Source organism: Gemmata algarum (assembly GCF_034097035.1).
Lineage (GTDB): Bacteria > Planctomycetota > Planctomycetia > Gemmatales > Gemmataceae > Gemmata > Gemmata algarum.
In genome coordinates this window covers 204805-228849 of sequence record NZ_JAXBLV010000178.1, presented here as the reverse complement: position 1 = coordinate 228849, position 24045 = coordinate 204805, and the positions used below count along the sequence as shown (strand labels likewise).

Genomic DNA, 24045 nt, shown 5'->3' with positions numbered 1-24045 from the left:
CGCGCAACCCCCGGCTGTCCCGTTCTTCGTCTGTCCGTTCCGCTCCTTCCCTGTCTGCGAGGCCCGCGATGAAAGTGAACTGGCAAGGCGTTTTCCCGGCCCTGTGTACGCAGTTCCATTCCGATCAATCGCTGAACGTCCCCGGCACGCTCAAGCACCTCGACGCGATGCTGGACGCGGGCGTTCACGGCGTCGTGATGATGGGCAGCGTGGGCGAGAACACCACGCTCGACCTGGCCGAGAAAAAGGAGCTGCTGAAAGCGGCCGTCGAGCACGTCGGCAAGCGGGTGCCGGTGCTGACGGGCGTCGCGGAGTACACCACCGCGGGCGCGTGCCGGTGGGCGAGCGAGGCGGCCAAGCTCGGCGCCGACGGGCTGATGGTGCTGCCGCCGATGGTGTACAAGAGCGACGACCGCGAGACGATCGCGCACTTCCGGACGGTCGCGGGCGCCAGCGACCTGCCGATCATGGTTTACAACAACCCGCCGGCCTACAAGGTGGACATCACGCCCGCGATGTTCGTCGAGCTGGCCGACGAGCCGAAGTTCGCGTGCATCAAGGAGTCGAGCGACAACCCGCGGCGCATCACCGACATTATCAACCTCACCGAGGACCGCTACGTGATCTTCGCCGGGGTCGACGACCTCGTGGTGGAGTGCATGATCCTCGGGGCGGTCGGGTGGGTGAGCGGGCTGGTGAACGCGTTCCCCGCCGAGAACCGGCTGCTGTGGGACTTGGCCCAGGCCGGCAAGTGGAAGGAGGCCCTGGACGTGTACCGCTGGTACACGCCGCTCTTGCACCTCGACACGCACGTGAAGCTGGTGCAGTACATCAAGCTCGCGGCGGCCGAGTGCGGGTACGGTACGGAACTGTGCCGCTCCCCGCGGCTGCCGCTGGTCGGCGCGGAGCGCGAGCACGTGCTGAAACTGATCCGCACCGCGATCGCCACTCGCCCAACACGGTGAAGCTAATGCCGCCAGTGCCCCCGGGTGGTCTGTTCGCCCAGCGTGAACTCGCGTTCATGACGGAGTGCCTCAATCGGGCGGTAGCACTGTGCCGCCCGACTCTTACTGAGGCGGCCGCGTCGTGTTTTGATCGAGTTCTTCTAATGGCTTGGGACTGGATTGAAGGGGCGCCCGTTGATGGGGACGCACGCACCGCGTTGCACAGAAAATGCGAGCGGTTGGGAAAAAGAAATGCTCCCAACCGCGGCGGGCGATTGGAACTTTACGAGACGGCGAATGCGGCAACGTTTATTCTCGGCGTGGTAATCAACCCCATAAATGTTCGATACGCTGGGGTGCTTCGGCACACAGTACCGAATGTCTTGAAAGCCCTCTTCCCTCACGACTATCAGAGCCGGTGTGAGGTTGAACAGGCGTGGCAAGCCGCCGCCACCGCGCATCTCGCGGCGATCGACGCGCCGTCGCGCAATTGTTTCGCTGACTTGTAGTACGTTGGTTTCAGACGAGAATCTCATGCACCGCATTCAGGTCGTTGAGTCGCACACCGGCGGGGAGCCGACGCGGGTCGTGGTCGCGGGCGGTCCCGACCTCGGCGGCGGGACGCTGGCGGACCGCGCGGCGGTGTTCCGCGACCGGTTCGACACGTTCCGCTCGTGCGTCGTTAATGAGCCCCGCGGGTCGGACGTGCTCGTCGGCGCGCTGCTGTGCGAGCCCCACGACCCGGCGAACGCTTGCGGGGTGATCTTCTTCAACAACGTCGGTGTGCTCGGGATGTGCGGGCACGGCACCATCGGGCTCGCCGTCACGCTGGCTCACCTCGGGCGGTTGAAGCCCGGCGCGCACCGCGTCGAGACCCCGGTGGGCGTCGTGACCGCGACGCTTCACGACCGCAGCCGCGCGACCGTGCGGAACGTGGAGAGCTTCCGCAAACGCAAAGACGTGTCCGTGGACGTGGACGGCCTGGGGTGCGTGACGGGCGACATCGCGTGGGGCGGGAACTGGTTCTTCCTCGTCAAGAACTCGCTCGAAGAGTTGCGAGTCGGAAACGTGGACCGACTTACGGATGTCGCCTGGCGCATTCGCCGGGCGGTGAACCGTGCGTTTCCGGAACCGGTGGACCACGTCGAACTGCTCGGGCCGCCGGCCGATCCCGCGAACCACGCGCGGAACTTCGTGCTGTGCCCCGGAAAGGCCTACGACCGCTCGCCGTGCGGCACCGGGACCAGCGCGAAGCTCGCGTGCCTTTACGCCGACGGGGCGCTCCAGCCGGGCGAGGTGTGGCGCCAGGAGAGCATCACCGGGAGCGTGTTCGAGGGTACGGTCGAGCCGGGGCGCGAGCCGGGCGCCGTGGTGCCCAGCATCACCGGCTCCGCGTACGTCACCGCCGAAGCGGCGCTGGTCGTCGATGAATCGGACCCGCTCAAGTACGGTATTAAAGGATAAGGAAGTCCGAAATTCCCGAATCGCGTTTCGGAACGCGCCTATCAAATGTGTGCCTGGAGAGCGCTTGCTCTCGGGTGTTCACAATTGGAGCCGCCCGATGATTCGCGAAGTGTCCGGTGACATCACGCTCACAAAAGCTCAGGCGATCGCGCACGGGGTTGCTCCCGACGATCACTTCGACCACGACCTCGCGCTGGCCCTGCGGGAAAAATGGCCGGTGATGGTGAAGGACTTCCGGCACTACTGTCGGCAGTGTCACCCGCAGCCCGGCGAGCTGTGGGAGTGGGGCGGCGTGGGCGGCGTGCGTGTGTTCAACCTGCTCACCCAGACCGAGCACGGGCACGGCGGGCACCCGGGGCCGGCGACCGAGGCGACCGTGAACCACTGCCTGCGCCGGTTACGCCACGAGCTGGAGAAGCACGCGGTCAAGAGCCTCGCCATTCCGAAGATCGGAACCGGCGTGGGCGGGCTCACGTGGGAGCACGTAAAGCCCCTCGTGGAGCAACACCTCGGGGATCTGAAGATCCCGATTTTCGTCTACACGACCTACCACAAGGGGCAGCAGGCAGAAGAAACCGGCGCGTGACGCACGCGAGACGACCGGCGACGGATGTGCCACTCAGCCCGAGTGCGAGGCGCTTCCCGTTGGCAAGGCGTCTCGCTGCCTTGTCACGCGGGGGCGAATAGTTTGCACCGCACCACGTTGATGTGAGCCATCAGCTTTCGCTCCTCAAGGGCGTCGCAGATGGCGTGAACGACGCCGCGGGTCAGAACCGACCGGGGGCCGGCGCGGTCCAGGCAATGGCCGCGTCCGAGCATCTTCGTGTGTTGCTCGCCCTGATTCGCGATCCGGCTGATCGTTTCTGTTTTGGTTTGTCTTCGTGGCACAGACATTCCTGTATGTGCAGAGTGGTAAGGGCGAATAGACTGAAATTTCTGTGACACAAGAAACAGACACAACTGACCGAACCATGAATGAGGCTGGCGTGCAACCGGATTCGGGAACCTGACATCAAAGCGTTGGCCGCATCACCACTCGGCCAACGCCTCTCCGTGTTAAAACTGGACAGTCCGGCGGCGGACGAAGGGCCGCCGATCCCGTTCTGCCCGGTCGTCCCGGCTCACCGAGCCTCTGCACCCTGCTCGCGTCTTCGGCGGGTGTCCATCTCTCAACGTGACACACGGCCGCTGCCATCTGCCGAGGGTCGGTGCGACTTTACGCACGGCGGCTCGTGGCCGCGGAACGTGAAGTTGCGGTATCGTACCGGACGCCATCTGACCCGGTATCGACGGGGCATTCGCTGGTGCCCGGACTGGACACGGACTGGCGATTCGCTGGGTAGTTGCTACCCACGAATCCCGCCCCCACCACCCGATGAAACGTGATCCGGGTGCACGGGAATCGGCCTCAGTCGCTCCGGATTCTGTGCTGTAATGCGTTGGAGATTAGTTGTTTGTAGCGAAGTTGACTTGCGGGTGGCACGGACGAAGGTTGGGAGCCGCGAGTCCGAATCGCGTGCGGACACAGGGAAGAAGGACTTCCGGAACGATCGTGCTGGAAGAAAGGGGAATACCTGCCCTCAAACTTCGCCAGCGAGCACCTCGAGCGGGTGCCGCGCGATCCGCCCGGTCAGGTCGCGGATCTGGTGGCGGCACGATGTGCCCGTCGCAACGACGACCGCATCGGGGTTGGTGTCGAGCGCGGGCACCAGTTCGAGGTTCGCGATTTTGACGCTGATGTCGTAGTGCTGTTTCTCGTACCCGAACGCGCCGGCCATTCCGCAGCACCCCGCGTCGAGAGTGGTGAGGTTAAGCCCGTGAATCAAACGCAGCGCGTCCTGAGTGCCCTTGGAACCGGCGAGCGCCTTTTGGTGGCAGTGCGGGTGCAGCAGCGCCTCGCCCGCGAACGCCGGGGCGGCGAGTTCGAGCCCGTTGTCGCGGGCCTGTCGGGCGAGCCATGCGTCGGCCATCTCGGCGGCTCCCGCGACACGTTTGGCCGCGGCGCCGGGCACCAGCTCCGGCCACTCGTCGGCGAGCGACAGAACGCAACTCGGTTCCAGTCCGAGAATCGGCACCCCCTCGGCCGCGAACTGGTCGAGTCTGGCGATGCCGTCGCGAGCGAGGGCGCGGGCCTCGGTGAGGAACCCCTTCGAGATCATCGCCCGGCCGCAGCAGACGCCCGCCAGTTCGACCGCGTACCCGGCGCGCTCCAGAACCGTGACCGCGGCGCGCCCGATGTGGGGCTCCTGGTACGTGGTGAAGCAGTCGTCGAGCAGGACCACCCGGCGATCGGGGCGAGTAACGCTGCCGCGTTTGCCGTGTTCCGTCCGCCGGGCGAACCACTTCCGGAAGTGGTCGCGGTGCCACTCGGGAAGGCTGCGCCGGCGGTCGATGCCGGCAAGATCTTCGACCGCACGCCGAACGAGCGGGCGGCGCGCGAGCCAGTTGTTCAGCTCCGCGAAGCGGGCCGCGAGCGGGCTCAGCCGGTGAACGTGCTTCACCAGCAGGTGCCCCAGCGGGCGCGGCCGGCGCGCGTAATACGCCTGAAGGAATTCGGCTTTCAGCTTCGCCAAGTCCACGTTGCTCGGGCACTCGGACTTACAGGCCTTGCACGAGAGGCACAAGTCCATCACGTCCAGCACCCACCGCTGCCCGATGGGGGCGTGTCGGCTGCGTGGCGGGTCGCTGGTGAGGGCCAGGCGCAGGGCGTTGGCGCGGGCGCGGGTGGTGTCCTGTTCGTCCTTAGTGGCGCGGTAGCTCGGGCACATCGCGCCGCCCTGCGTCTTGCGACACACGCCGGCCCCGTTGCACAACTCCACACTGCGAAAGAACCCGCCCTGGGCGGAGAAGTCGAGGACCGTGGGCGGGTCGGCCGCGGGCACCTTTCCGGGCGGAACGCGCATGCTCTCTTCCATCGCCGCCGCGTCCACGATCTTGCCGGGGTTGAGCACGTTGCCGGGGTCGAACCCGCGCTTGATCTGCCGGAACGCATCATACACCACCGTGCCGAACATCTTGCGGTTCCACTCGCTCCGCACCAGCCCGTCGCCGTGCTCGCCGCTCAGGCTGCCGCCGAACTCGAGCACGAGGTCGGTCACGTCCTCCATGATCTTCCGCATGGCGGCGAGCCCGCTCGCCTCGTGGATGTTGAGCACCGGGCGGATGTGCAGGCACCCGACGCTCGCGTGCCCGTAGAACGCGCCGTCGGTGCCGTGCCGGTGGAAGATCTCGCGGAACCGCGCCGCGAACTCCGGGAGGCGCTCCGGGCGCACCGCCGTGTCCTCGCAGAACGTGACCGGTTTGGCGTCGCCCGGCATCCCGTAGAGCAGGGGGACGGCCGAACTCCGGAGCGCCCACAGGGGATCGCGGACCCCCGGGTCCAGTGCCGGCACGACCGCGGTGAGGCCGGCGCAGCCGCTCAGCCGGCGCTGGAGTTCGTGGACGCGGTACGACACGTCGGAGGCGTCGTCGCCGCTGAACTCGACCATCAGCAGCGCTTCCGGGCGGCCCCGGACCGCGGCCATCGTGTCCTTGAGGGAACGCTGTTCGCGGGCGAGGTCGATCAGCATCCGGTCCATCAGTTCGACTGCGGACGGGCCGAGTTCCAGGCACGCCTGGAGCGCGTCGAGGGCCGCGCCAAGCGACGCGAACTGCGGCACCAGCAGCCCGCGGTGCTTGGGGCGCGGGACCAGCGCGAGTTCAGCCTCCGCGGTGACCGCGAGCGTGCCCTCGCTGCCCACCAACAGCGGGACCATCGAGCGCGGCTCTTCAACAAGGGCCGCGAGGTTGTACCCGGACACCTTTCGCACGATGTCCGGCGTGCGGGCGCGGATCTCGTTCGCGCACCCGCGGACGACACGGTCCGCAGTGCGGTACGCCTCGCCCTCGAGCGTGCGCAGCTCCATCTTGCGCTCGTGCTCGAGTTCAGACAGCGGGCCGAACTCGGTCCGGGTGCCGTCGGCGAGCACCGCCGTGAGCGACCGCACGTGATCGACGGTCTGGCGGTACACCACCGACCGGGCGCCGGCAGAGTTGTTCCCGATCATCCCGCCGAGGGTGGCGCGGCTGGCGGTCGCGACGTCGGGGCCGAACATCAGCCCGTGCGGCGCCAGCGCCCGGTTCAGGTGGTCCAGCACCACTCCCGGCTGAACGCGGACGCGGCGGCCGGAAACGTCGAGCTCGCCGATCGCGTTGAGGTGCTTCGAGCAGTCGATGACGATGCCCGGGCCGATGCTCTGGCCTGACAGGCTGGTGCCGCCGCCGCGGGCAGTGATCGGGACGTCCAGCTCCGCGGCGATCTGTACCGTGACCGTCAGGTCGTCGATGGTCCGGGGCAGCACAACGCCGAGCGGGCGCACCTGATAGTGGCTGGCGTCGGTGGAGTAGAGGTGGCGGGAGGTGTCGTCGAACCGCACCTCGCCGCTGACGTGGCGGCGGAGGTAGCGGACCAGCGAGTCCCGGCGTGCGGTCGCGAAGTCCATACGCTCAGGGTATGCGCCCGGGGGAGGGGAGGGCAGGAACCGCCGAGCGCGAAAATCAGATCGGGTTCAGGAGGCCGATCAGCCGCAGCGCGATCACAACAACGATGCCGGCGAACAGCGGCCCGGCGACCCGCTTCACGAGCGTGAACGGGTTCGTGTTGGTCAGCGTGCCGCACATCAGCACCACCGCCGCCACGGGCGACATGGTCCGTCCCGCGGCGCTGCCCAGCGAGACGAGGGCGCCGATGGCCACGGGGTCGAGCCCGAGGTGCTCCGCCGGCCCGTGAAAGAACTCGTAGAGGCTCTGCGTACTCGCCATCCCGGACCCGCAGATGGCGGCGAACGCGAGCGGCACGAGCGCGGCCAGCGGGAGCATCAGGTGGGGGGCGTCCGCGATGAGGGCGCCGAGCGTGTCCGCCAGTCCCGCGGCCTTGATCGCCTTGCCGAAGCAGTTGGCGGTGACGATGAGGCTGATGATGTTCGTGAACCCGTACCCGGCCCCCGCGAAGAACTCCTTCACGCAGTCGCGGGACCGGTCCGGCGCGGCCGCCGCGGCGCACAGGACCCCGACCAGCATCGCGAGCCCGATGAGCCGGCTGCCATAGGCCGGGTTGCGGGCGCCGCCGGGCGCGTCGCCCACCACCCACACCGCGGGGACCTCGACCGCGCTGAACGGCGGCGCCGCGGCGAACAGCAGCACCAGCGGGACCAGTGGTACGGACGCCTTCAACAGGCTGATGCGCTCGGGGGAGGGAGACGGGGTGCCTGCCGGTTCGATGGCGGCCGGCCCGTCACTCCGGCGTTCCCACCACACGCTCATGGCCCACAGCACGCCGGCCGACACCGCCAACTGCGTGAACACCAGGGGCGGGAGGTAGCGTCCGGCCTGAACGGTGGTGCGGACCTTGGTCACGGACTCAACGGTGAGTAGCTCCGGGGCTCCGGGGTTTAACAACTCCCCGCCGACGGATGCGCCGAGCAGCAGGCACGCGCCGACGGTGGCCATCGAGTACCCGGCGGCCCGCATCAGCGGCACGACCACCGCGCCCAGGCACACCGCGGTGCTGGTCTGGCTCACGAGCGGGATGTTGACGACGAAGCCGACGGCGATCACGCCGGGGACGAGGAGCCCGCGCACATATCGGAGCGGGTTGACGAGCAGCAGGATGAGGTGCCGCTCGCACCCGGTGTGCTTGAGGACGTAAGCGAACCCCATTGCGGTGCAGATCGGGACGACGAACTTCTCATTGGAGAACGTCGCCAGGAACTCACTGACCACCACCCACGGGGCGCCCGCGGCGCTTGCGATTATCAGAGCGGCAGCGAGCAGCACCAGCCGCACGTCCCAGCCCCGAACGACCAGCGTCACGGCCGCAACGACCACAATCAGCGCGAGGAGGCCGGCGAAGGTCATTGGGCCGTCCGTTTCCGTCGGTCGAAGGAAGTCAAGTTGTGCCGCCGGTGCGGGCGGTGCCCGATCTGCAGCGCGGGCCGGTGGTGCGAACAGCGTTTCGCACGAATTACTTCAAGTCAACCGACCGGTCGCAAAATCGTCGCGGATAGTTCAGCGTACCCAACTCACGCCGCAGGGCGGACGAATGACGAACGATGCGAAGCTCGGGATGCTCGTTGGCGTGGTCGGCGTTGTCCTCGCGGCCGTGTTCCTCGTGAAGCCGCCCGCGCAACCGGTATCGGCCGAACCGCAGGCGCAAGTGCAGCCCGCGGCCATGCCGTCGGTGCCGGTGAGCGCGCACGTCGCGGCACAACCGGACACGTCGTCGAATGAGTTCCCCTTCACACCCGTCGCGCGGAACCGGAAGGACACCCCCGCGCGGCCGGTTTCGCGGCAACCACTGGCGGACGAGGAGCCGTGAGCCTATTTCGCCCACATGCCCTTCGGGATGCGGAACCGGAAGTCTTCTTCTGAGGTTGTGTCCGCCCAGGTGCCGTCGGGCTTTCGCTCTTTCCACTTCGGCCATATCGTCAGAATCAGTTCGTCCGCCTCTGCGGCCTTCGCCTCGAACGTGATCAGGTCGGTCACCTCGGGTTGCTGGGCCGACAACTCGGCGTCGTGGCTCTGGCGCCCGAGCACCTCGCCGAATCCGAACGAGGTGAGCGCCTTGTAGGGCTCGCCGCCTCGCGCCGGGCGTAGTGCCAGCGCGGGGCTGGCGAACGGCGCTCCGATGCTGCTCGGCACGAACGGCGGCTTCTTCACCCGCGCGGCCGGGTCCGCGAGCTTCACACGTACCGCGACGCACAGGAGGTCTTCCGACGAGTCCCCGGTGCCGTGTAACGTGCGCACCTTGACCTTACCGAGCCGGACGGCCTCGACGCTCACGCTCACGGGACCGACCGTCGCCCACCGCCCCGGGCCGGCATCGACCGTGGGCGGCTGGGCGTCCCACACGTCCTTCAGGATCCGAATTTTGAACGTTCCGGGGCTCTTTTGGATCGCATAGTTCCCGTTCGGTTGCATGGGCTGGTAGCTGGCCGGCACCTCCAGGGTGAGGTCCCCGGTTGCGCCGGGGATCGACTCGAACGTGAGCAGGTCCGTCGCTTCGCTGTTCTCGGCGTTGAGAACGGTTGTGCCTGTGCGGCGCGCGCTGACCGCGTCGAGCCCCCCGGCGGCCACTGGTTTGGCCTCGCGCCCCTGGCCGTCCACCAGGCGCAGCTTGTTCTCGCCGAAGGAGAACTGGATGCCGCCGTCCTGTTGGATCGCGGGCTGCTTGACGGGCATGCTCGTGTCGAGCAGTTTGAACCGCGTTTTGATGACGAACACGTCGTCCTTCGATTCGCCCTCTTGCCCCATCATTCCCCGGACCCGCACCTTGCCGTGCCGGACGGATTCAACCGCCAGTCCGAGGGGGCCAACGCGGGCGTAGCTCCCGGCGTCGGCGGTGTCGGGCCGGTCGATCAGACCGCGCTTACAGCCGATCGGACCGACCAGAACCAGCAGGAGTAACGAAGCGGAGAGCGCACGCATGAGGTCACCTGTGTTTGAAGCGGCGGTGTGTTTTTACCCCGGCGGCTGCCGCTCTCATAGCCCAGCGTGGCCCGGACTTCGAACCGGGGCTGCAGAGCTTCTGCGCGGGGCGCTTCCCTTTGACGGACCAAACGCCGCCGACGCGCCTACAACGATCGCACCCGCTCGTTTTGTTCCCGGAGCCGCCATGTCGCGCGTCGCGTTCTTGCTACTGGTTCCCCTGGGTGCCGTGCTCATGATGACACCCGCCGACGTACCCGCCGCCCAACCGGCTGCGGAAGACGTGCGGTTCAAGAACCTCTTTCAAACCTACCTGGACGACGAGTTTCGGCGGCACCCGGCGTTCGCCACGCAACAGGGTAGCCACGAGTTCGACGACCAACTCGACGACCTCTCGCCCGAGGCCCGCGCGAAGGACATCGCTCGCATCAAGGTGCTGCTCGAATCGCTCGCCACGGACATCGACTTCAAGAAGCTGTCCCGCGGCGCGCAGATCGATTACGAGATCTGGACCCACAGCCTCCGCTACGCGCTGTGGTCGAGCGAGAACGACAACCGCTTCGAGTACGACCCGCGGACGTATGGCGAGTTCATTTCGGACAGCGTGTTCATTCTCCTGACCCAATCGACACTACCGCGCGAGCGGAAGGTCGAAAACGCGGCGAAGCGCATCGCGCACATTCCGAAGGTGGTCGCGGCTGCGAAGGCGAGCCTGAAGAACCCGCCGAAGATCCTCACCGAGGTGACGATCAAGCGCAACCTGGGGGCGATCAGCTTCTACGAGAAGGACATTTACGAGTTCGCCAAGGAGACGCCGGGGACCGAACCTCTCGCCACGCCCTGCAAGGCGGCGGTCAAGGCGCTCAAGGGCTACCAGGAGTGGCTCGAGAAGGAGCTGCTGCCGAAATCGACGGGCGAGTGGCGGCTCGGGAAGGAGAAGTTCGCGAAGAAGCTCGAACTGGAACTCGACGCCGGACTGACCGCCGACGAGGTGGTCAAGATCGCCGAAGCCGAGGCCGACCGCGTCGAGCAGGAGATGTACTACGTCGCCAAGCAGTTGTGGAGCAAGTTGTTCGCAGGCAAGCCGCTCCCGCCCGACGATAAGGCCGGGCGCCGCGCCACGATCAAAGCCGCCCTCGACGAACTCGGGAAGGACCACGGCAAACCGGACACGTTGGTGGAGGACGCGAAGAAGACCGTCGCAGCGATCAAGGACTTCATCCGCGCGAAGAAGATCCTGACGCTCCCCGAGCCGGACAACTGCCAGATCATCGCGATGCCCGAGTTCCAGCGCGGGTTCTCGGCCGCCTACCTGAACCCGGCGCCGCCGCTGGACCCGAAGGCGAACAGCCTTTACGCCGTGGCCCCGCCGCCGAAGGACTGGCCGCCGGCGCGTCAGGAGACGTTCTTCCGCGAGTACAACTCCGCGATGCTCCAGATCCTGACGGTCCACGAGGCGTACCCGGGGCACTACGTGCAGCTCGCGTACTCGAACCGGCACCCGTCCCTGGTGCGCAAGGTGCTGTGGTCCGGGTCGTTCGCGGAGGGCTGGGCGGTCTACACCGAACAGATGATGCTCGACCAGGGCTACGGGGACGGTGACCTGTCGCTCCGCCTGCACCAACTCAAGTTCTACATCCGCGCCGTGCTGAACGCGATCCTCGACCACAAGATGCACTGCGCGAACCTGACCGACGAGGAGGCGCTGGAGTTGCTAGTGGGGCGCGGGTTCCAGACGGAAGCGGAGGCGGTGGGTAAGATCGCCCGCGCGAAGCAGAGCAGCACGCAGCTTTCGACCTACTTCGTGGGCCGGACCGCCTTCTACCGCCTGCGCCAGAACGTGCAGCGGAAGCGGGGCGACACGTTCGATCTGGGCAAGTTCCACGAGGACGTGCTGAGCCACGGCACGCTTCCGGTGAAGTACCTTCCCGAGCTGGTGAAATAGGCCGGGCGGCACGCTTCCGGCTAAGTACCTCCTTGAACTGGGGAAGTAGCGGCGGGCGGTCTACGCCCGCCGCCGCGCCTGCCCGCAAAACACCTCAGGTTGGCGCAACTACCGCCCGTCAATGACGTTAAATTGTCGGCGGTGTGACGGTTGGGTGCATGTCAGCAAATTCCGGAGAACGGGATTATGGATGCAGACCGAAATCGGGTAGAATCGGAGTAAATACAGCCGTGCGGGGTACGAACAATCTGGTATGAACGGCAGGAGCCCGGCGTTCGGGACGGCCGGCTGGAACTTCCAACGTGAGGGTCTGCAATGCTCAAGAAGATGGTGATCCTGGGGGTCATCGGCACGGTGGCCGTCGTAGCGTTCGGCGGCACCAAGGCGGTCTCGTACCTCAAGTCCGAGTTCCGCTCGTTCAGCAAGACCGTCGAGGAGAGCATTCCTCCGGAGAAGGAGATCGAGCGCCTCAAGAGCGAGGTGTCGCACCTCGACGCGGACTACCGGAAGCTGATCAACCACCTCGCCAAGGAGCGGGTGGAGGTGGTCAACTTGACTGCCAAGATCGACGAGATGACGGCCAAGCAGAACAAGGATCTGGCGGCTTACGACGCCCGGTACGCGGCGCTGGAGAAGGCGGAGAAGGGGAACACCCAGCAGGTTTCCTACGGTGACCGCACGGTTCCGCTCAACGACGCCCGCCGCGATCTCGACGGCCTGCTGGTCCGCTTGGAGAACAACAAGAAGTCGATCAGCGCGCACGAGTCGTTGCTGAGCAACCGGATCAAAGTTCGGGACACCCTCGAGAAGCAACTCGAGGCGCTGAAGAACCAGAAGTCGGAACTGGTGAACAGCATCGACGCGATGGAAGCCGAACTGGCGGCCCTGAAGCTGCAACAGATGGAGAGCAAGTACCAGACCGACGACACCCGGCTGGCCCGGATCAAAGAGGACATGCAGAAGCTGAAGACCAAGGTGGCGGTGGAGCGTGAGAAGCTCAACCTCATGCCGGCCGCTTACGAAGACAATGCCTCGGCCACCAAGACCAGCGAGAGCCTGAAGAGCCGCCGCGAAGCCCTCAGCGGTGGTAAGAAGTCCGACTGACCGACCTCGGGCTTGCATCACAAACGGAATCGACCAGCGTCCCGGTCTTCGGACCGGGACGTTTTTTTGCTTCAGAGGGATGACCGTACTCGTCCGAACGGCCCCCTTCGGCACTTCTTGCTTGGGGCAGTTGTATCGTCAAGCGCGCCGTAACGCCGAGGATCGCCCTAAGACGATCCTCGGCGTTACGGCGCGCTTGACGATACAACCACTTTATTTCAGTTCGACGTTCCAGTAGGCGTTGTCGATGAACGACTGCCACGACTGGTACTTCTTCTGCGTCAGCTTCAGGTTCAACAGCGGGCTGCGCTTCGGCTTCTCCGGCTTGCGGATCAGGGTCATGTTGGCCTGGCGCGGGGTCCGGCCGCCCTTCCGGACGTTACAGTCCACGCACGCACAGACGATGTTGTCCCAGGTGGTCCCGCCGCCCTGCGAGCGCGGCGTCACGTGGTCCAGCGACAGCTCCGTCGTCGGGAACTTCTTGCCGCAGTACTGGCACTGGTTGTGGTCGCGGGCGAAGATGTTCCGCCGGTTGAACTTCACCGTCTGCTTCGGCATCTTGTCGTAGCCGAGCAACCGGACGACCCGCGGCGACAGCAGTTCCGAGTTCGCGGTGCGGACCCAGTCGTCGTCGTCCTGGCGAAAGTTGGCGGCCCGGAACGCGCTCAGCTCCGACCACGACTCGAAACTGTAGGTCGCGAACTGCCCCTCCTCCATGCTGACCACTTCGGCCAAGTTCTTGCACAACAGGCAGAACGCTCGACGGACGGAGATGACGTGTACGGCCATGAACGTCTTGTTCAGCACCAACACGCTCGCGTCGAGGGCCGAGTACGAGCCGACATTCATAGCGGTCCGGCCTTTCTCAGTTAGGTGTGGCCCGGCGTCGGCGAAGGGCGACGACCGCAGGGGCCACTCGTCAAGAGGAGAGGCGCGAGTGGGCGAATAGGTTCGTCCCCACGGACATCATAACCGCCCGTTTTCACGCCGTGCAAGTGCCGACAAGCCCGGTTCGGCGCCGGTTTCACACGGACTTCACGGGGCGACGGACCATCCGGTACGAGCGCAAAAATTGGACGATCTTTAGGCCCGACATATGTGCCGGGCCAGCCGAGCGGCTGATTCGGTGAGTTCTCGGTCGGTGCCGACAACCCGGAGCCGGTAGCGCGTCACCCGGACGAGCCCGTTCGGCGTGGCGAACGTCGCGCGGCCGTCGGTGCGGCCTGGGTACACCAGACCCACCCGCGGCGCACCGGTCAGCCCGGCGTAAGCGAGCACTTGGTGAAGGTCGGCCGGGTCGAGAGCCGTTGTCTTCCATTTGGCGTCGAGTACGCCGCGCGCGACGGCACGCTTACGGACTAGCACGTCGGGGCGCAGGGTTACCGGTCCGAGTGCGAACCCGGGGTGTGCGTCAACAGACCACCCAAGGCGATCCGCCAGCTCGCGCCGCAGCGAGCGAAAGAGGTACCGCTCGAACGCTTGGCCAAGATCGATCAGGAACGCGCCCGAACCGGTTCGGAGCGGGTCGGCAACTGAGAAGCCCTGTTGAATGATAGCGCAGAGGTCAAGCAGCGCGTGGTAGCCGATCGCGCGCGGCTCTGCCCGGGCTGCGCTGAAGTCGGCGTCGGTGCCGTGGACGTTCGGCACCTCGGCGAGCGGGCGGGCTGCTGTTTCGATGCGTTCGCGCGTCGCACGGGGCACATCGGGATGTGTGCCGAGGGCCGTTGCCGCAGACCGGGCGATGCGGTTCCACGGGGTGTTCAGGTCGAACGTCGGCTCGTCGATGTGGAAGTGCCCGGGAAACGCCCGGCTCGCGGCGTCGCGCATTTGCGCGGCCGTCCGAAGCTTGCCGCGCAGGAACGGCGATACCGACTCCAACTCACCGTACCCGGCGACCAACCCGGCGCGCGCGACCGCTTCGAGTTGATCCGCAAAGGCCATAGCCAGTGTGCCCAGCAGCCCACCTTCGGGGGGGCGTGTGGTGCCTCCGATCGGATGAACGCCGGAACCGAGAAGGAGCTGGAGGTTCGGCCACGGGATCTTCGGCCCGATGACGTAGCGCGCGGCCGGACCGGTGAAGAACCCGACGTAGCCTCGGGGGGTGAGCGTGTACGTGCCGCGCTCGAAGGTGGGTGTGACGTCGATCAAGTGCCGCGCGGGGCCGAGCAGGAAATCGACCTCGGCGCGCGGGAGCTTGACCGCGCGTGGCCGCCGTTCGGTCAGGGCGATCGTGCGCGTCACGGGTCGTTCATCTCCTCGGCAGGTGCGCGTCGCTGGTCCGGGTTCCAAAGCTGATAGCCGGCGCGGTGCCCCGTCCCGCTCTCGTCAAGTTCTTTGGAGGGCGAACTGGGCGGCGAATTCGGCCAGAAGTACGTCACGGCAACGCGATCCGGGTACACGCGGTACACCGGCGGCTGGCAATCGAACGGTCCGACGGGCACGGCGGGTAAGAACGCCGGCACCAATTCGGCAAGCTCGCGCGGGAAGCGGCCGGTCTTGATCCGGTGCCGTTCGCACGCGAGGCATACCGACGCCGCAAGCAGATCGGCACGCGTCTGAAGTGCCCTCTCGGCGATGCGCTCGAACGCAGGGATCATCCGACGCATCACGGTGTACCGAATGTCGATTGGTGGGCCGCTCGGAATTTGTATCTTTTTGAGCGCGGATAACTGTTCGTGTGGAGGTAAATTCGACACCGCAACGCACTGAGAGCAAATCTCCAGGCACTTCGCCCGGTCTCCAGGAAGTAGCGCCTTGTATGCCCGAAACGCCGCATAGTGAGCCGGCTTTGGCGCCCCAAACCCCGCGTAGTTGAACAGGCTCTCCAGCGGGATCGTTTCGTTCTCGACTCCGGTGAAGAAGTGGTCGAGCATCGCCCGCTCGCCGCGCATCCCGTACCGGAACCAGGGCACGTCCGCTTCCGTAAGCAGCTCGGCTTGCAGTTCCGCGAGCTCGTCGGTCGGTTCGCCCCACGCGAGCGTTTGCATCGCACTGTCCGCCGCCGCACGAGCGCAGGAGAAGCGCGTCATCTGCGAGAGGAGTACCGGTTCGTCACCGAACGAGCGGGCGACGGCGAGCGCCGCCCGGGCCGCGGCGATGCCGCGGTTGGGGTTCCCGTGCAGCGCTTCCCAACGCGCGTCGTACTCGAGCACGGCGACCACCCGCCGCGCTTGGGCCAAGTGGGGGAGCAATGTGGCAACCGGGTCCGGGCCGACCGTGAGCGGGTACGTGCCGGGCCGCTGGGCGCGGCGCAGATCAACTGCGCGGTCACGCAGCGCTCGGGTCGGTTCGGCCATTTTCGCGGCGTGCGCCAGCCCATCTTTGTCGGGCCGGTGGTTGTGCGCACGCCCCTGTTGCCACCTTGTCCGAGTCAGTTCCTCTTGCCACTCGTTCCAAGGCTCTGGCACCTCACCAGCGAGAGCGAGAACTCGCGTGTTGAGGTCTTCATCGGCCGGGGGCGGCACGTGCCGGGCGCGTTCCGCCAGGATTGCGTCCAGGCGCCAGCCTGGTTCTTCGGTGTCGAGCCGCTGCGTGACCCGGTCCAGTTCGCGCTGCCCAACGCGGCCCACCTGCCACCGGCCGACGAACAAGACCAGCACCACCATTGCGACCGCGCCGCCACACCACAGCGCGAGTTTGCGGAGCCAGCGCAGGCGCGAGTGCGGAGGGGGCGGCAGATCGTCTTCGGGATCGGTCACGTGTGGCGCTCCGCGGTCGTTGGGCTCCCGAAATGACGCCCGCGCCGCCACGCCGTTTCGCACGCCCGGTAGAATCCGCCCGCCGGGCCGTTCGCTGTTAACGTCTGCGTGGCATTCGGACTCCTGATTCATGGTCCGATTGCGGGTGCCTTTTTGCGCCGCACAGACAGGAGTGTCCTTGCCACAACAAACAGGCACAAAATGCTGGATCATGAATGGGTCGGTGTCTGTCGCTCAGCCATCGGTTGCAATCAGGGCGCGTCGTTCGGCACCGAGGGCTTCGGCTTGCGGCGTCTCTCGCCGGCCCCGACGAGCCGTTCCGGCGTGTAGTCGGCGAGCCGCTCCTCGCGCCCGCCGAGGTAGTCGAGCAGCACCGGGCGCACGTGGTGCGTCCACACCGCCGCCAGTTTATCGTGATCCAACTCGGGCACCATGAAGAAGCTGTGCCCGATCTGCCGGTCCGGTCCGAGGTCGCGGGCGAGCCGGCGGTTCAGCTCCTCGAACAGCAGCACCACCCGCGGGTTGAACGTCGGGTCGGCCGGTTCGGCGCCGGCGCGGGATTCGAGCCACGAGGCGAGCACCCCGGCGTCCGCGGGCATGTCCACGAACGAGAACCGCCGCCGCAGCGCGTGGTCGAGCGACACCGCCGAGCGGTCCAGCGGGTTCATCGTCGCGAGGACGAACACGTTCTCCGGCAGCCGGAACTCGCGCCGGGAGTACGGCAGCGTGATCGCCTGATCGCGGTACTCGAGCAGGTACAGCAGCTCGCCGAAGATCCGGGAGACGTTCCCGCGGTTCAGCTCGTCCACGATGAGGACGTGCGGCTCGCTGGGCCGCGCGCGGGCCTGTTCGGCGAACTGGCACAGCAGCCCGTCCTCCACGGGGAACGCGATCTCGCCGCGTGCGCTCCCTTCAACCGGCCGCGCCCGGATGCCCTCCACGAACTCTTCGTAGCTGTACGAGGGGTGGAACTGGACCAGCCGCACGCAGTCGGCGCGGTCGCCCGCCAGCAGCCGCGCCAGGCACCGGGCGACGTGCGTTTTCCCGGTCCCCGGCGCGCCCTGGAGCACGAGCTGCCGCTTCAACCGCAGCAGGCCCAGCACGCGGTCGAGCCAGACTTCCGACAGGAACGTTTCGCGGTGGAACGACGCCGGGTCGTAGGGCGGGGCGCCGTCCGGTGCTCCGGCCCGGCGCGAGAGCAGCGCACGCGGGTCGTCCTCGGCCGCGCAGGCGAACGCCGGCAGCAGCCGGTCGAAGGTGAGCAGGATTTCGCCCGTCAGGTCCTCGCGGCGCAAAAGCGGCGACTCGGACGGCAGCCGCTTGCCGATCGCCAGCGTTTTGTGGACCGCCCACGCCCGCAGGTCCGCGGCCGACCGCACCGCGACCTCGGTCGTGAGGTCGTCGTCGGTCCAGAACCGGCACTCCGCGAACACGTTGCCCGCGTGGAGCGCGCGGAAGATCGCGTCCGCGTGTTCCTGGATGTTGCGGCGGAACTGTTTACCCGCCTCGCGCGCCGAGCGGCCCAGGTGGAACCCGTAGTGGACACCGTCGTCGGCGACCCGAACGAAGAACTGCGCGTCCGCGCGCTTGTTCGCCAGGGCCTTCCGGTAGAAGGTGATCCACTGCACCGGCTGGTAAGGACCGCCGCGCCCGAAGTCGTTCTTGCAGATGCTCGTGACCGCCCGCCCGCTCCGCGCGTCACACTCCAGGTCCCAGCCGTGTTCGCGGTTCAGGACCGGGTGGATGTACCGCTCCGCGACGGCCTCGCACAGCTCCACCAGCGGCTCGCGCAGCACGAACTGGTAGCGGTCGCGGTGCTCGGCCATCCAGTCTTTGGCGTTGGCTTCGGCCAGTTCGCCCAGGAACGCGAACGTGTCCGAGCAGAACCCCGCGAACCCGTCGCCGCCCGGCTCGGGGCATTGCGCGTCCGCGACGGCGGCCACCACGTCGGCTAGTTCGAGCGGGTGAACTTTAAACCGCTCCCGCAGGATGCCAGCGACCTCACACCACAGGGCGGCCCGGTCGTCTTCGGGCAGTGCGGGGAGGTACGCATCGTCGAGAGCGGGGAGTGCGGTCTCCCATCGCCCGTCCGGAAATGCCGTCCGGAACGCCCCAAACGCTGCGGGCGAGTCGCCGGCGGCGGCTGCGGCTGCGAACTCGCGGACCGCGTTGAGGCACTCGTCGGGGGTGGACCGCATCCGGTGGGCGAGCGGCACGCGGGTGCGCACCTCCCGCACGGCCTGCTCCACACGGCCGGGTGTCGCGGCCCACGCGAACGCGCCATCCGGGACGGAACCGGTCGGGAACTCGCGACCCCGGGTACGCGACACCCGCTCCAGAAACTGCCCGACCTCGAACGGGGGCAATTCCGGGGCGTGCCGGCGGACCGCATCGAACCCGCGACTCACGGCCTCAAATCGCGCGCGGACATCCGCTCCGCCGTCGCGAAGCATTCCCAGCCTTTGGAGCCCGGTTTCCGTGGCTGGGCACCACACCGGGGCGGTATCGGGATCAATGCGACTCAGTATCGCCGACCAGAACGCCGGCCCGAGTCCCGGGAGGGTGTAGACCCCACCCGGTGTCAGACAGTGCGCCAAACGGTCCGGGAGCGGATCGCTCGCTCGCACGAGGTGGTTCAGCGCGTGGCGGATGAATCGCACCCGCTGCGAGACGAGTTCGGGGCGAAAAAGAATCGGTTGTGTGGTGCGGATGAAGGTGTCGAGGGCGGTTGCAAGTTCTTCGTCGGTGGCACTGTCGAGAAACCGGACGTTGAGCCGAGCCGGCGCAGGCGCGAATGGGGCCGCTCCCCGCGCCGCGCGAAACGCGGTCAGGAGTGGAACCAACGGCAACACACGGAATCGAAACCCGGACGACATCTTACAACGTCTCGCGAAGCGAGGAACGGGGTAGATCGTATCAGATTTGAGTGCTGCTGAAGAGGTGGGTTTCGTCGAAGAGACATGAACTTGGCAGAAACAAAAAAGTCCCGCCGGAGGTCACTACAGCGTCGCCCATTCACTGTAGGTACCAACCGGCGGGACAAAGGAATGATACACCGGCTTTTTTCAGAGGCAAGCGGACTGTCTGCTTTTTCGGCGGATCACCGACAGATGTCCGAAAAGCCGACATTGCTAGGTCCGAATTGTACTACACCCCGGGACACGGGCTGAATCGCCGAATGGTAAGACCAATCGGCCCCTCGCGTGCGGCTCGGGTCAGTCCTGCGGCGCACGCCGTTGCGCAAGACGAGAGTTAACTTGGACTTCATACGATCTGCACCGCTAACGAACCGTCATCGTGTAGAAATAGTGTGATCTTAGACGCCCGAGGGGGGAGCTCTCCGTGCTCGACGCCATCGTGATCTCGGACATCCACCTCGGCAGCGAAAACTGTCAGGCCAAGTACCTCGCTCACTTTTTGCACACCGTGCGCCGCGGCGATCTCAAAGCCCGGCACCTTGTGCTTAACGGCGATGTGTTCGATTCGATCGACTTCCGCCGGCTGAAGAAGAACCACTGGAAGATTCTCTCCGAGCTGCGAAAGCTCGCCGACGAGATGGAAGTGGTTTGGATCAACGGGAACCACGACGGTACCGCCGAGGTCGTTTCCCATTTGCTCGGGGTCCGCTGCGCGGACGAAACGGTCGTGGAGAGTGGCGGTCGGAAGATCCTCTTCCTGCACGGGCACCGGTTCGACGAGTTCATCACCCGCTACCCGTTCATCACCTGGGTAGCGGACCGGGTGTACAACTTCCTCCAGAAGATCGACCAGTCGCACACGTTCGCCAAGTTCGCCAAGCGCCGGAGCAAAACCTTCCTGCGGTGCGCCCAGAAGATCGAGGCCGACGCGGTCAAGTACGCGGCCAAGCGGGGGTGTGACGTGGTGTGCTGCGGGCACACGCACCTGCCCGTCGCGAACGAGACCGGGCCGATCCGGTACTACAACAGCGGGTGCTGGACCGAGAAGCCCTGTCACTACCTCACGGTCGCGAACGGCGTTGTCAAGGTCTGCTCGTACACCGAAGAGGTGTCCGACGAGGTGCTCAACACGATCGATCCGCCGGCCCTGGCGCCGGCGGTGCTGGCGTCGGTCGCGTGAGCTACCACGTCTCTTCCGGCTCGGGCTCCGGTGCGACGATTTCCTCCACCACCGGTTTCGTCGGGTCGATCACGAGCCAGGTTAGCACCCCCAACCCGTACACCACCGCGTACATCGTGAAGCACGTCACGTAGCCCGTTCCGCTGACGACATCGACTTCCTTGCCGTCCACCATCTGCTTCACGGTGTAGGTTTCGAGGATCAGGCCGGTGATGAGGTTGCCGAGGGCGGCGCCGAGGTTCCCGACCATGTTCATCGCCCCGGACACGATCGCGGAGTACCGGCGCCCGATGTCCTGCGCCGTCGCCCACGACGGCCCCATGATGAGGTCGTTGGTGAACCCCACCAGGATCAGGCACCCGGCGAACACCCACAAGTTGCCGCCGGTGAAGGCCGCGGCAGCGGCGTAACAACATCCCGCTAGCCCGTAGCCCAACATCCCGTAAATGCGCCGCCCCCACTTCCGATCGCCCGTTCGGCGGATGTAGCGGTCGGTCAGCAGCCCGCCGAGCAAACAGCCCGCCATTCCCACGAGCAAGGGCGCGCCGCCGAGTAGCGCGAGGAGCAACTTACCGCCGTCGGTCGCGTTTCCCGATGGGAACTGATCCTTGAGCGTTTTCGGCAGGTAGTACATCAGGAAGTACCAGTTGAAATTGGTCACCGTGTACATTGCGCAGAGGGCCAGCACGTTCCGGTTGGTGAAGATGCGGCCCCACGGCACCGCCTCGTTCGCTTGCGTCGCGCCCTTTCCGGCGTTGATGAGTTCGTCCTCGGCCGCGTTCACGTCCGGGTGTTCGGCCGGGCGGTTGCGGAAGGTCGCGTAGAACGCCACGCACCACAGAGCCGCGACCGCGGCGAACACGCCCAGCGCTTGCCGCCACGTCAGCCCGCCGATCACCACCAGCAGCACCCACACAAAGGGCGTGAGGCCGCCCATGAGGCGGGCCGACATCCACACGAGCCCTTTCGCGCTGCCCCGCTTATCTTCTGGGAACCAGTTGTAAATCGCCTTCGAGATGTTGGGGAACGCGCCGGCCTCGCCGATGCCGAACAGGAACTGCATCGCGACCAGCACCCCGAACCCGATCACCACGATTTCGGTGCCGGGGAGGGCGTAACCCGCGAACGCGGTCAGCCCGACGAACAGCGAAAACCACGCAACGACCCGCAGGAGGGTGATGCGCGGGCCGAACCGGTCGCCCATCCACCCCGCCGGGATTTCAAAGAGGGCGTAGGCGATCTGGAATGCCACGAGGACGAGGTAAAACCGCTTCTCGGGCTGCCCGACCGCGGCCATGAGGTCGCCCTTGGCGCTGCCGTACATGGCGCGGTCGAGGTAGGTAATCATCGCGAGCAGGCACAGCAGGAAGAGCATTCGGTAGCGAACGGTCGTCGGCGCGGCAGGCGGCGTGGCGCTCATTACTGGCGGACTCGGGGAGGGCAGGGGAGAAAGTGCCCACTGTAGCCCGGCACGCGGGTTGCGCGAAACGAAAACTGGTTGCCGCGAACGGGCGACGCGGGGTACCATCGTCACAACCGCGCGGTGCCGGGACAGAGTTAGCGTAACTGCGGCGTAACGCCGCGGGTGGTTTGTAACGCCGAGCAGTTCGAGTTGGGTCCCCCGGGCATTCCCAGGTGGAATGCCCGGGGGACCCGTGCCACAGAACGAAAGTAGCCTTCGGCGCCACGCGAGCGTCAAAACGCCGACGGGCCGGAACCCAGGTGGTTCCGGCCCGTCGGTGTGCTTCGTCACTTGCTACGGCTTCTTCGGATCGGGGGCCGGCACCACGTTGACCTTTCCCTGCGCCACCACGACCGAAAAGGACTGGGTGTCGGCTTTGCAGTTCAGTTTCCCGCTCCAAACGGGCCTCTGCGGGCTGGTCGCCTCGTAGACCTCGTAGCTCTTTTCCCCGGCGGTGTTCTGAAACTCCCGGAACGACTCGCCCCCGAGCAACTTCGTCGGTTTCCCGCGGAGCGCCTTTCCGTTCACGAACGTGACTTCTTGAACGACGAGCGTCTTGTTCGTGTCGTTTTTGATGGTGACCCACCCGGCGTCGGCGCAAGTTGCCACGGTCGCGGTCACGAAGACCGCCGCGGCAAGCGCGTACAGTTTGGAGCGGATCGCGAACATGGGACAGCTCGGTCTGACACCGGGACCGACCGCGGGTCTAGAAAACCCACGGTTTCTCCCCAACGAACGCGGCGTCAGACCGGGCTTGCGCGGACAATCGCGAAAAAGATGCCGATCTCGCTAACTCACGCCGCGGTGCGGGGTTCGGGCTTGCCCTGCCGTGCGTTTTGGTCAAATTCCCGCACCACGTCCACCGCGAACTGGATCGCGGGACCGGTCCACTCAACCATGTTGGCGGTGTAGCCCGCCTTCACACCGGCCTGGGTGACGTGTGCGAGCAACGCGCCGACCGGGCACAACTTTTGAGACGCGAGTTTCGCGTCGTACTCGCGAAGCCGGCGGTGCAACTCCTGTCCGTTGGTCGGCAGATTCGTGGGCTTTGCGGCGTCCGCCTTTGCCGCCTCGGTTTTGGCTACCTCTGTGGTAACGGGTTCGACTTTGGGAGTGGCAGCGTGGTGTGACACCGTATCGATTGACGGCTTCGGCGGCGCGTCCGACTTCGGCACCTCTTTTTTGGGCGCGGGCGCAGCCACTCCCGTGGGTGTTCCCTTGGTGGACGGTGATTTGGCCTTTGGGAGCGCCCAGGCCGGGAGCGGGGGCGGTTGAACGATTTGCTTCTTCACCGGGTCGTAATCGACCCACGCCGCGGAGAGCCGGTAGAGGTACCGGCCGATGCCGAATTTCACCGCGGCGCGCTTGAGTGCGTCGCTGAACGCGGCCTTGAGGCGGTCGCCGAGGTCGGGTTGCTCGCTCGGCGAGCCGACATCGGTTTTGGTGATCCAGTTGTCCCCGATCTTGCAGCGGAGCTTACACATCACCGAGCCGTCCGGGAGGATCTCGTACACGTCCTCCCAGTGCTCCACGCCGAGCACGTCGTCGAGCCGGTCCTGAATGAGGCGGGCATCGACATACGCCATCGCCAGACACCGGTTGTTCTTGACCATCTGCGGTTTGAACTTCACGTCGCGCGGCTCGAACGGGTCCGCGAGCGCGGCGGTGAGTGCGACGACCCGCGGGTCGCGCGTCATGGTGGCTTCAGTAGACACTCCGCACCCTCCCTCAACGACTGATGTGTTGAAGGTAGTGTACGGGCGTATTTAGGGCAAGACGATGTCGGTTGGCGCTCCGGCGCGACCGATTGTTCCGGGCGTGTGGATCGAGTTGCGCGATCGCAGTGCGCTGACGGCGAGGGGCACG

18 protein-coding genes are annotated in these 24045 nt (G+C 66.3%); 7 read left to right on the top strand and 11 right to left on the bottom strand.

Annotated features, from left to right (window positions below):
* The first annotated feature begins 68 nt into the window (after positions 1 to 68).
* The 3 genes from R5W23_RS15335 (at position 69) to R5W23_RS15325 (ending at position 2994) form a co-directional block, all read left to right on the top strand.
* On the top strand, positions 69 to 965 hold the full coding sequence (locus R5W23_RS15335; RefSeq protein ID WP_320687039.1) for a dihydrodipicolinate synthase family protein: 897 nt from the start codon (positions 69 to 71) through the stop codon (positions 963 to 965).
* A 513-nt stretch (positions 966 to 1478) separates the two neighbouring features.
* Positions 1479 to 2408 carry a proline racemase family protein gene (locus R5W23_RS15330; RefSeq protein ID WP_320687038.1) on the top strand — a complete coding sequence of 310 codons (930 nt, stop codon included), beginning with the start codon at positions 1479 to 1481 and terminating at the stop codon, positions 2406 to 2408.
* Positions 2409 to 2505: 97 nt separating this feature from the next.
* Entirely contained in the window at positions 2506 to 2994 is a 489-nt protein-coding gene (locus R5W23_RS15325) for a macro domain-containing protein (RefSeq protein ID WP_320687037.1), read from the top strand.
* 83 nt (positions 2995 to 3077) lie between these two features.
* Here the strand turns inward: R5W23_RS15325 and R5W23_RS15320 are convergent, their stop codons facing one another.
* The 3 genes from R5W23_RS15320 to dcuC form a co-directional block, all read right to left on the bottom strand.
* Positions 3078 to 3296: a hypothetical protein gene (locus R5W23_RS15320; protein WP_261184691.1), complete on the bottom strand. Its 219-nt coding sequence runs from the start codon at positions 3294 to 3296 to the stop codon at positions 3078 to 3080.
* Positions 3297 to 3988: 692 nt separating this feature from the next.
* On the bottom strand, positions 3989 to 6889 hold the full coding sequence (locus R5W23_RS15315; RefSeq protein WP_320687036.1) for an FAD-binding and (Fe-S)-binding domain-containing protein: 2901 nt from the start codon (positions 6887 to 6889) through the stop codon (positions 3989 to 3991).
* A 55-nt stretch (positions 6890 to 6944) separates the two neighbouring features.
* Positions 6945 to 8303 (bottom strand): C4-dicarboxylate transporter DcuC, encoded by a 1359-nt coding sequence (gene dcuC / locus R5W23_RS15310; protein ID WP_320687035.1) that lies wholly within the window; start codon positions 8301 to 8303, stop codon positions 6945 to 6947.
* Positions 8304 to 8487: 184 nt separating this feature from the next.
* Here dcuC and R5W23_RS15305 point away from each other — a divergent pair, with 184 nt between their 5' ends.
* The gene (locus R5W23_RS15305; protein ID WP_261184688.1) at positions 8488 to 8763 is read left to right on the top strand and encodes a hypothetical protein; all 276 of its coding nucleotides are present in this window, start codon (positions 8488 to 8490) and stop codon (positions 8761 to 8763) included.
* Between the two features lie 2 nt (positions 8764 to 8765).
* On the opposite strand, the gene R5W23_RS15300 is transcribed toward R5W23_RS15305, so the two are convergent.
* Positions 8766 to 9872: a hypothetical protein gene (locus R5W23_RS15300; protein WP_320687034.1), complete on the bottom strand. Its 1107-nt coding sequence runs from the start codon at positions 9870 to 9872 to the stop codon at positions 8766 to 8768.
* Between the two features lie 187 nt (positions 9873 to 10059).
* Here R5W23_RS15300 and R5W23_RS15295 point away from each other — a divergent pair, with 187 nt between their 5' ends.
* A complete protein-coding gene (locus tag R5W23_RS15295) occupies positions 10060 to 11817 on the top strand; it encodes a DUF885 domain-containing protein (RefSeq protein ID WP_320687033.1) in 1758 nt (585 codons plus the stop codon).
* A gap of 315 nt (positions 11818 to 12132) precedes the next feature.
* Positions 12133 to 12921, top strand: coding sequence for a hypothetical protein (locus R5W23_RS15290; protein ID WP_320687032.1), 789 nt, complete (start codon positions 12133 to 12135; stop codon positions 12919 to 12921).
* A gap of 213 nt (positions 12922 to 13134) precedes the next feature.
* Here the strand turns inward: R5W23_RS15290 and R5W23_RS15285 are convergent, their stop codons facing one another.
* The 4 genes from R5W23_RS15285 to R5W23_RS15270 form a co-directional block, all read right to left on the bottom strand.
* A complete protein-coding gene (locus tag R5W23_RS15285) occupies positions 13135 to 13770 on the bottom strand; it encodes an HNH endonuclease (protein WP_261184681.1) in 636 nt (211 codons plus the stop codon).
* 234 nt (positions 13771 to 14004) lie between these two features.
* Positions 14005 to 15162, bottom strand: coding sequence for an McrC family protein (locus tag R5W23_RS15280; protein WP_320687031.1), 1158 nt, complete (start codon positions 15160 to 15162; stop codon positions 14005 to 14007).
* Entirely contained in the window at positions 15159 to 16619 is a 1461-nt protein-coding gene (locus R5W23_RS15275; protein ID WP_320687030.1) for a hypothetical protein, read from the bottom strand. Before R5W23_RS15275 ends, R5W23_RS15280 begins: the two co-directional genes overlap by 4 nt.
* A 251-nt stretch (positions 16620 to 16870) precedes the next feature.
* Entirely contained in the window at positions 16871 to 19072 is a 2202-nt protein-coding gene (locus R5W23_RS15270) for an McrB family protein (protein WP_320687029.1), read from the bottom strand.
* An 889-nt stretch (positions 19073 to 19961) separates the two neighbouring features.
* Here R5W23_RS15270 and R5W23_RS15265 point away from each other — a divergent pair.
* The gene (locus tag R5W23_RS15265; RefSeq protein ID WP_261184675.1) at positions 19962 to 20717 is read left to right on the top strand and encodes a UDP-2,3-diacylglucosamine diphosphatase; all 756 of its coding nucleotides are present in this window, start codon (positions 19962 to 19964) and stop codon (positions 20715 to 20717) included.
* Position 20718: 1 nt separating this feature from the next.
* Here the strand turns inward: R5W23_RS15265 and R5W23_RS15260 are convergent, their stop codons facing one another.
* From R5W23_RS15260 to R5W23_RS15250, 3 genes are all read right to left on the bottom strand, one after another.
* The gene (locus R5W23_RS15260; RefSeq protein WP_320687028.1) at positions 20719 to 22137 is read right to left on the bottom strand and encodes an MFS transporter; all 1419 of its coding nucleotides are present in this window, start codon (positions 22135 to 22137) and stop codon (positions 20719 to 20721) included.
* A gap of 336 nt (positions 22138 to 22473) precedes the next feature.
* The gene (locus R5W23_RS15255) at positions 22474 to 22848 is read right to left on the bottom strand and encodes a hypothetical protein (RefSeq protein ID WP_261184673.1); all 375 of its coding nucleotides are present in this window, start codon (positions 22846 to 22848) and stop codon (positions 22474 to 22476) included.
* 125 nt (positions 22849 to 22973) lie between these two features.
* Positions 22974 to 23894, bottom strand: a complete 921-nt coding sequence (locus R5W23_RS15250; RefSeq protein ID WP_320687027.1) for a Rad52/Rad22 family DNA repair protein — start codon at positions 23892 to 23894, stop codon at positions 22974 to 22976.
* Positions 23895 to 24045 lie beyond the last annotated feature (151 nt).

Coding starts and splice junctions, on each gene's coding strand:
- R5W23_RS15335 (WP_320687039.1), top strand. CDS start 69: ATGAAAGTGAACTGGCAAGGCGTTTTCCCGGCCCTGTGTACGCAGTTC.
- R5W23_RS15330 (WP_320687038.1), top strand. CDS start 1,479: ATGCACCGCATTCAGGTCGTTGAGTCGCACACCGGCGGGGAGCCGACG.
- R5W23_RS15325 (WP_320687037.1), top strand. CDS start 2,506: ATGATTCGCGAAGTGTCCGGTGACATCACGCTCACAAAAGCTCAGGCG.
- R5W23_RS15315 (WP_320687036.1), bottom strand. CDS start 6,889: ATGGACTTCGCGACCGCACGCCGGGACTCGCTGGTCCGCTACCTCCGC.
- dcuC (WP_320687035.1), bottom strand. CDS start 8,303: ATGACCTTCGCCGGCCTCCTCGCGCTGATTGTGGTCGTTGCGGCCGTG.
- R5W23_RS15305 (WP_261184688.1), top strand. CDS start 8,488: ATGACGAACGATGCGAAGCTCGGGATGCTCGTTGGCGTGGTCGGCGTT.
- R5W23_RS15300 (WP_320687034.1), bottom strand. CDS start 9,872: ATGCGTGCGCTCTCCGCTTCGTTACTCCTGCTGGTTCTGGTCGGTCCG.
- R5W23_RS15295 (WP_320687033.1), top strand. CDS start 10,060: ATGTCGCGCGTCGCGTTCTTGCTACTGGTTCCCCTGGGTGCCGTGCTC.
- R5W23_RS15290 (WP_320687032.1), top strand. CDS start 12,133: ATGCTCAAGAAGATGGTGATCCTGGGGGTCATCGGCACGGTGGCCGTC.
- R5W23_RS15285 (WP_261184681.1), bottom strand. CDS start 13,770: ATGAATGTCGGCTCGTACTCGGCCCTCGACGCGAGCGTGTTGGTGCTG.
- R5W23_RS15270 (WP_320687029.1), bottom strand. CDS start 19,072: ATGCTTCGCGACGGCGGAGCGGATGTCCGCGCGCGATTTGAGGCCGTG.
- R5W23_RS15260 (WP_320687028.1), bottom strand. CDS start 22,137: ATGAGCGCCACGCCGCCTGCCGCGCCGACGACCGTTCGCTACCGAATG.
- R5W23_RS15255 (WP_261184673.1), bottom strand. CDS start 22,848: ATGTTCGCGATCCGCTCCAAACTGTACGCGCTTGCCGCGGCGGTCTTC.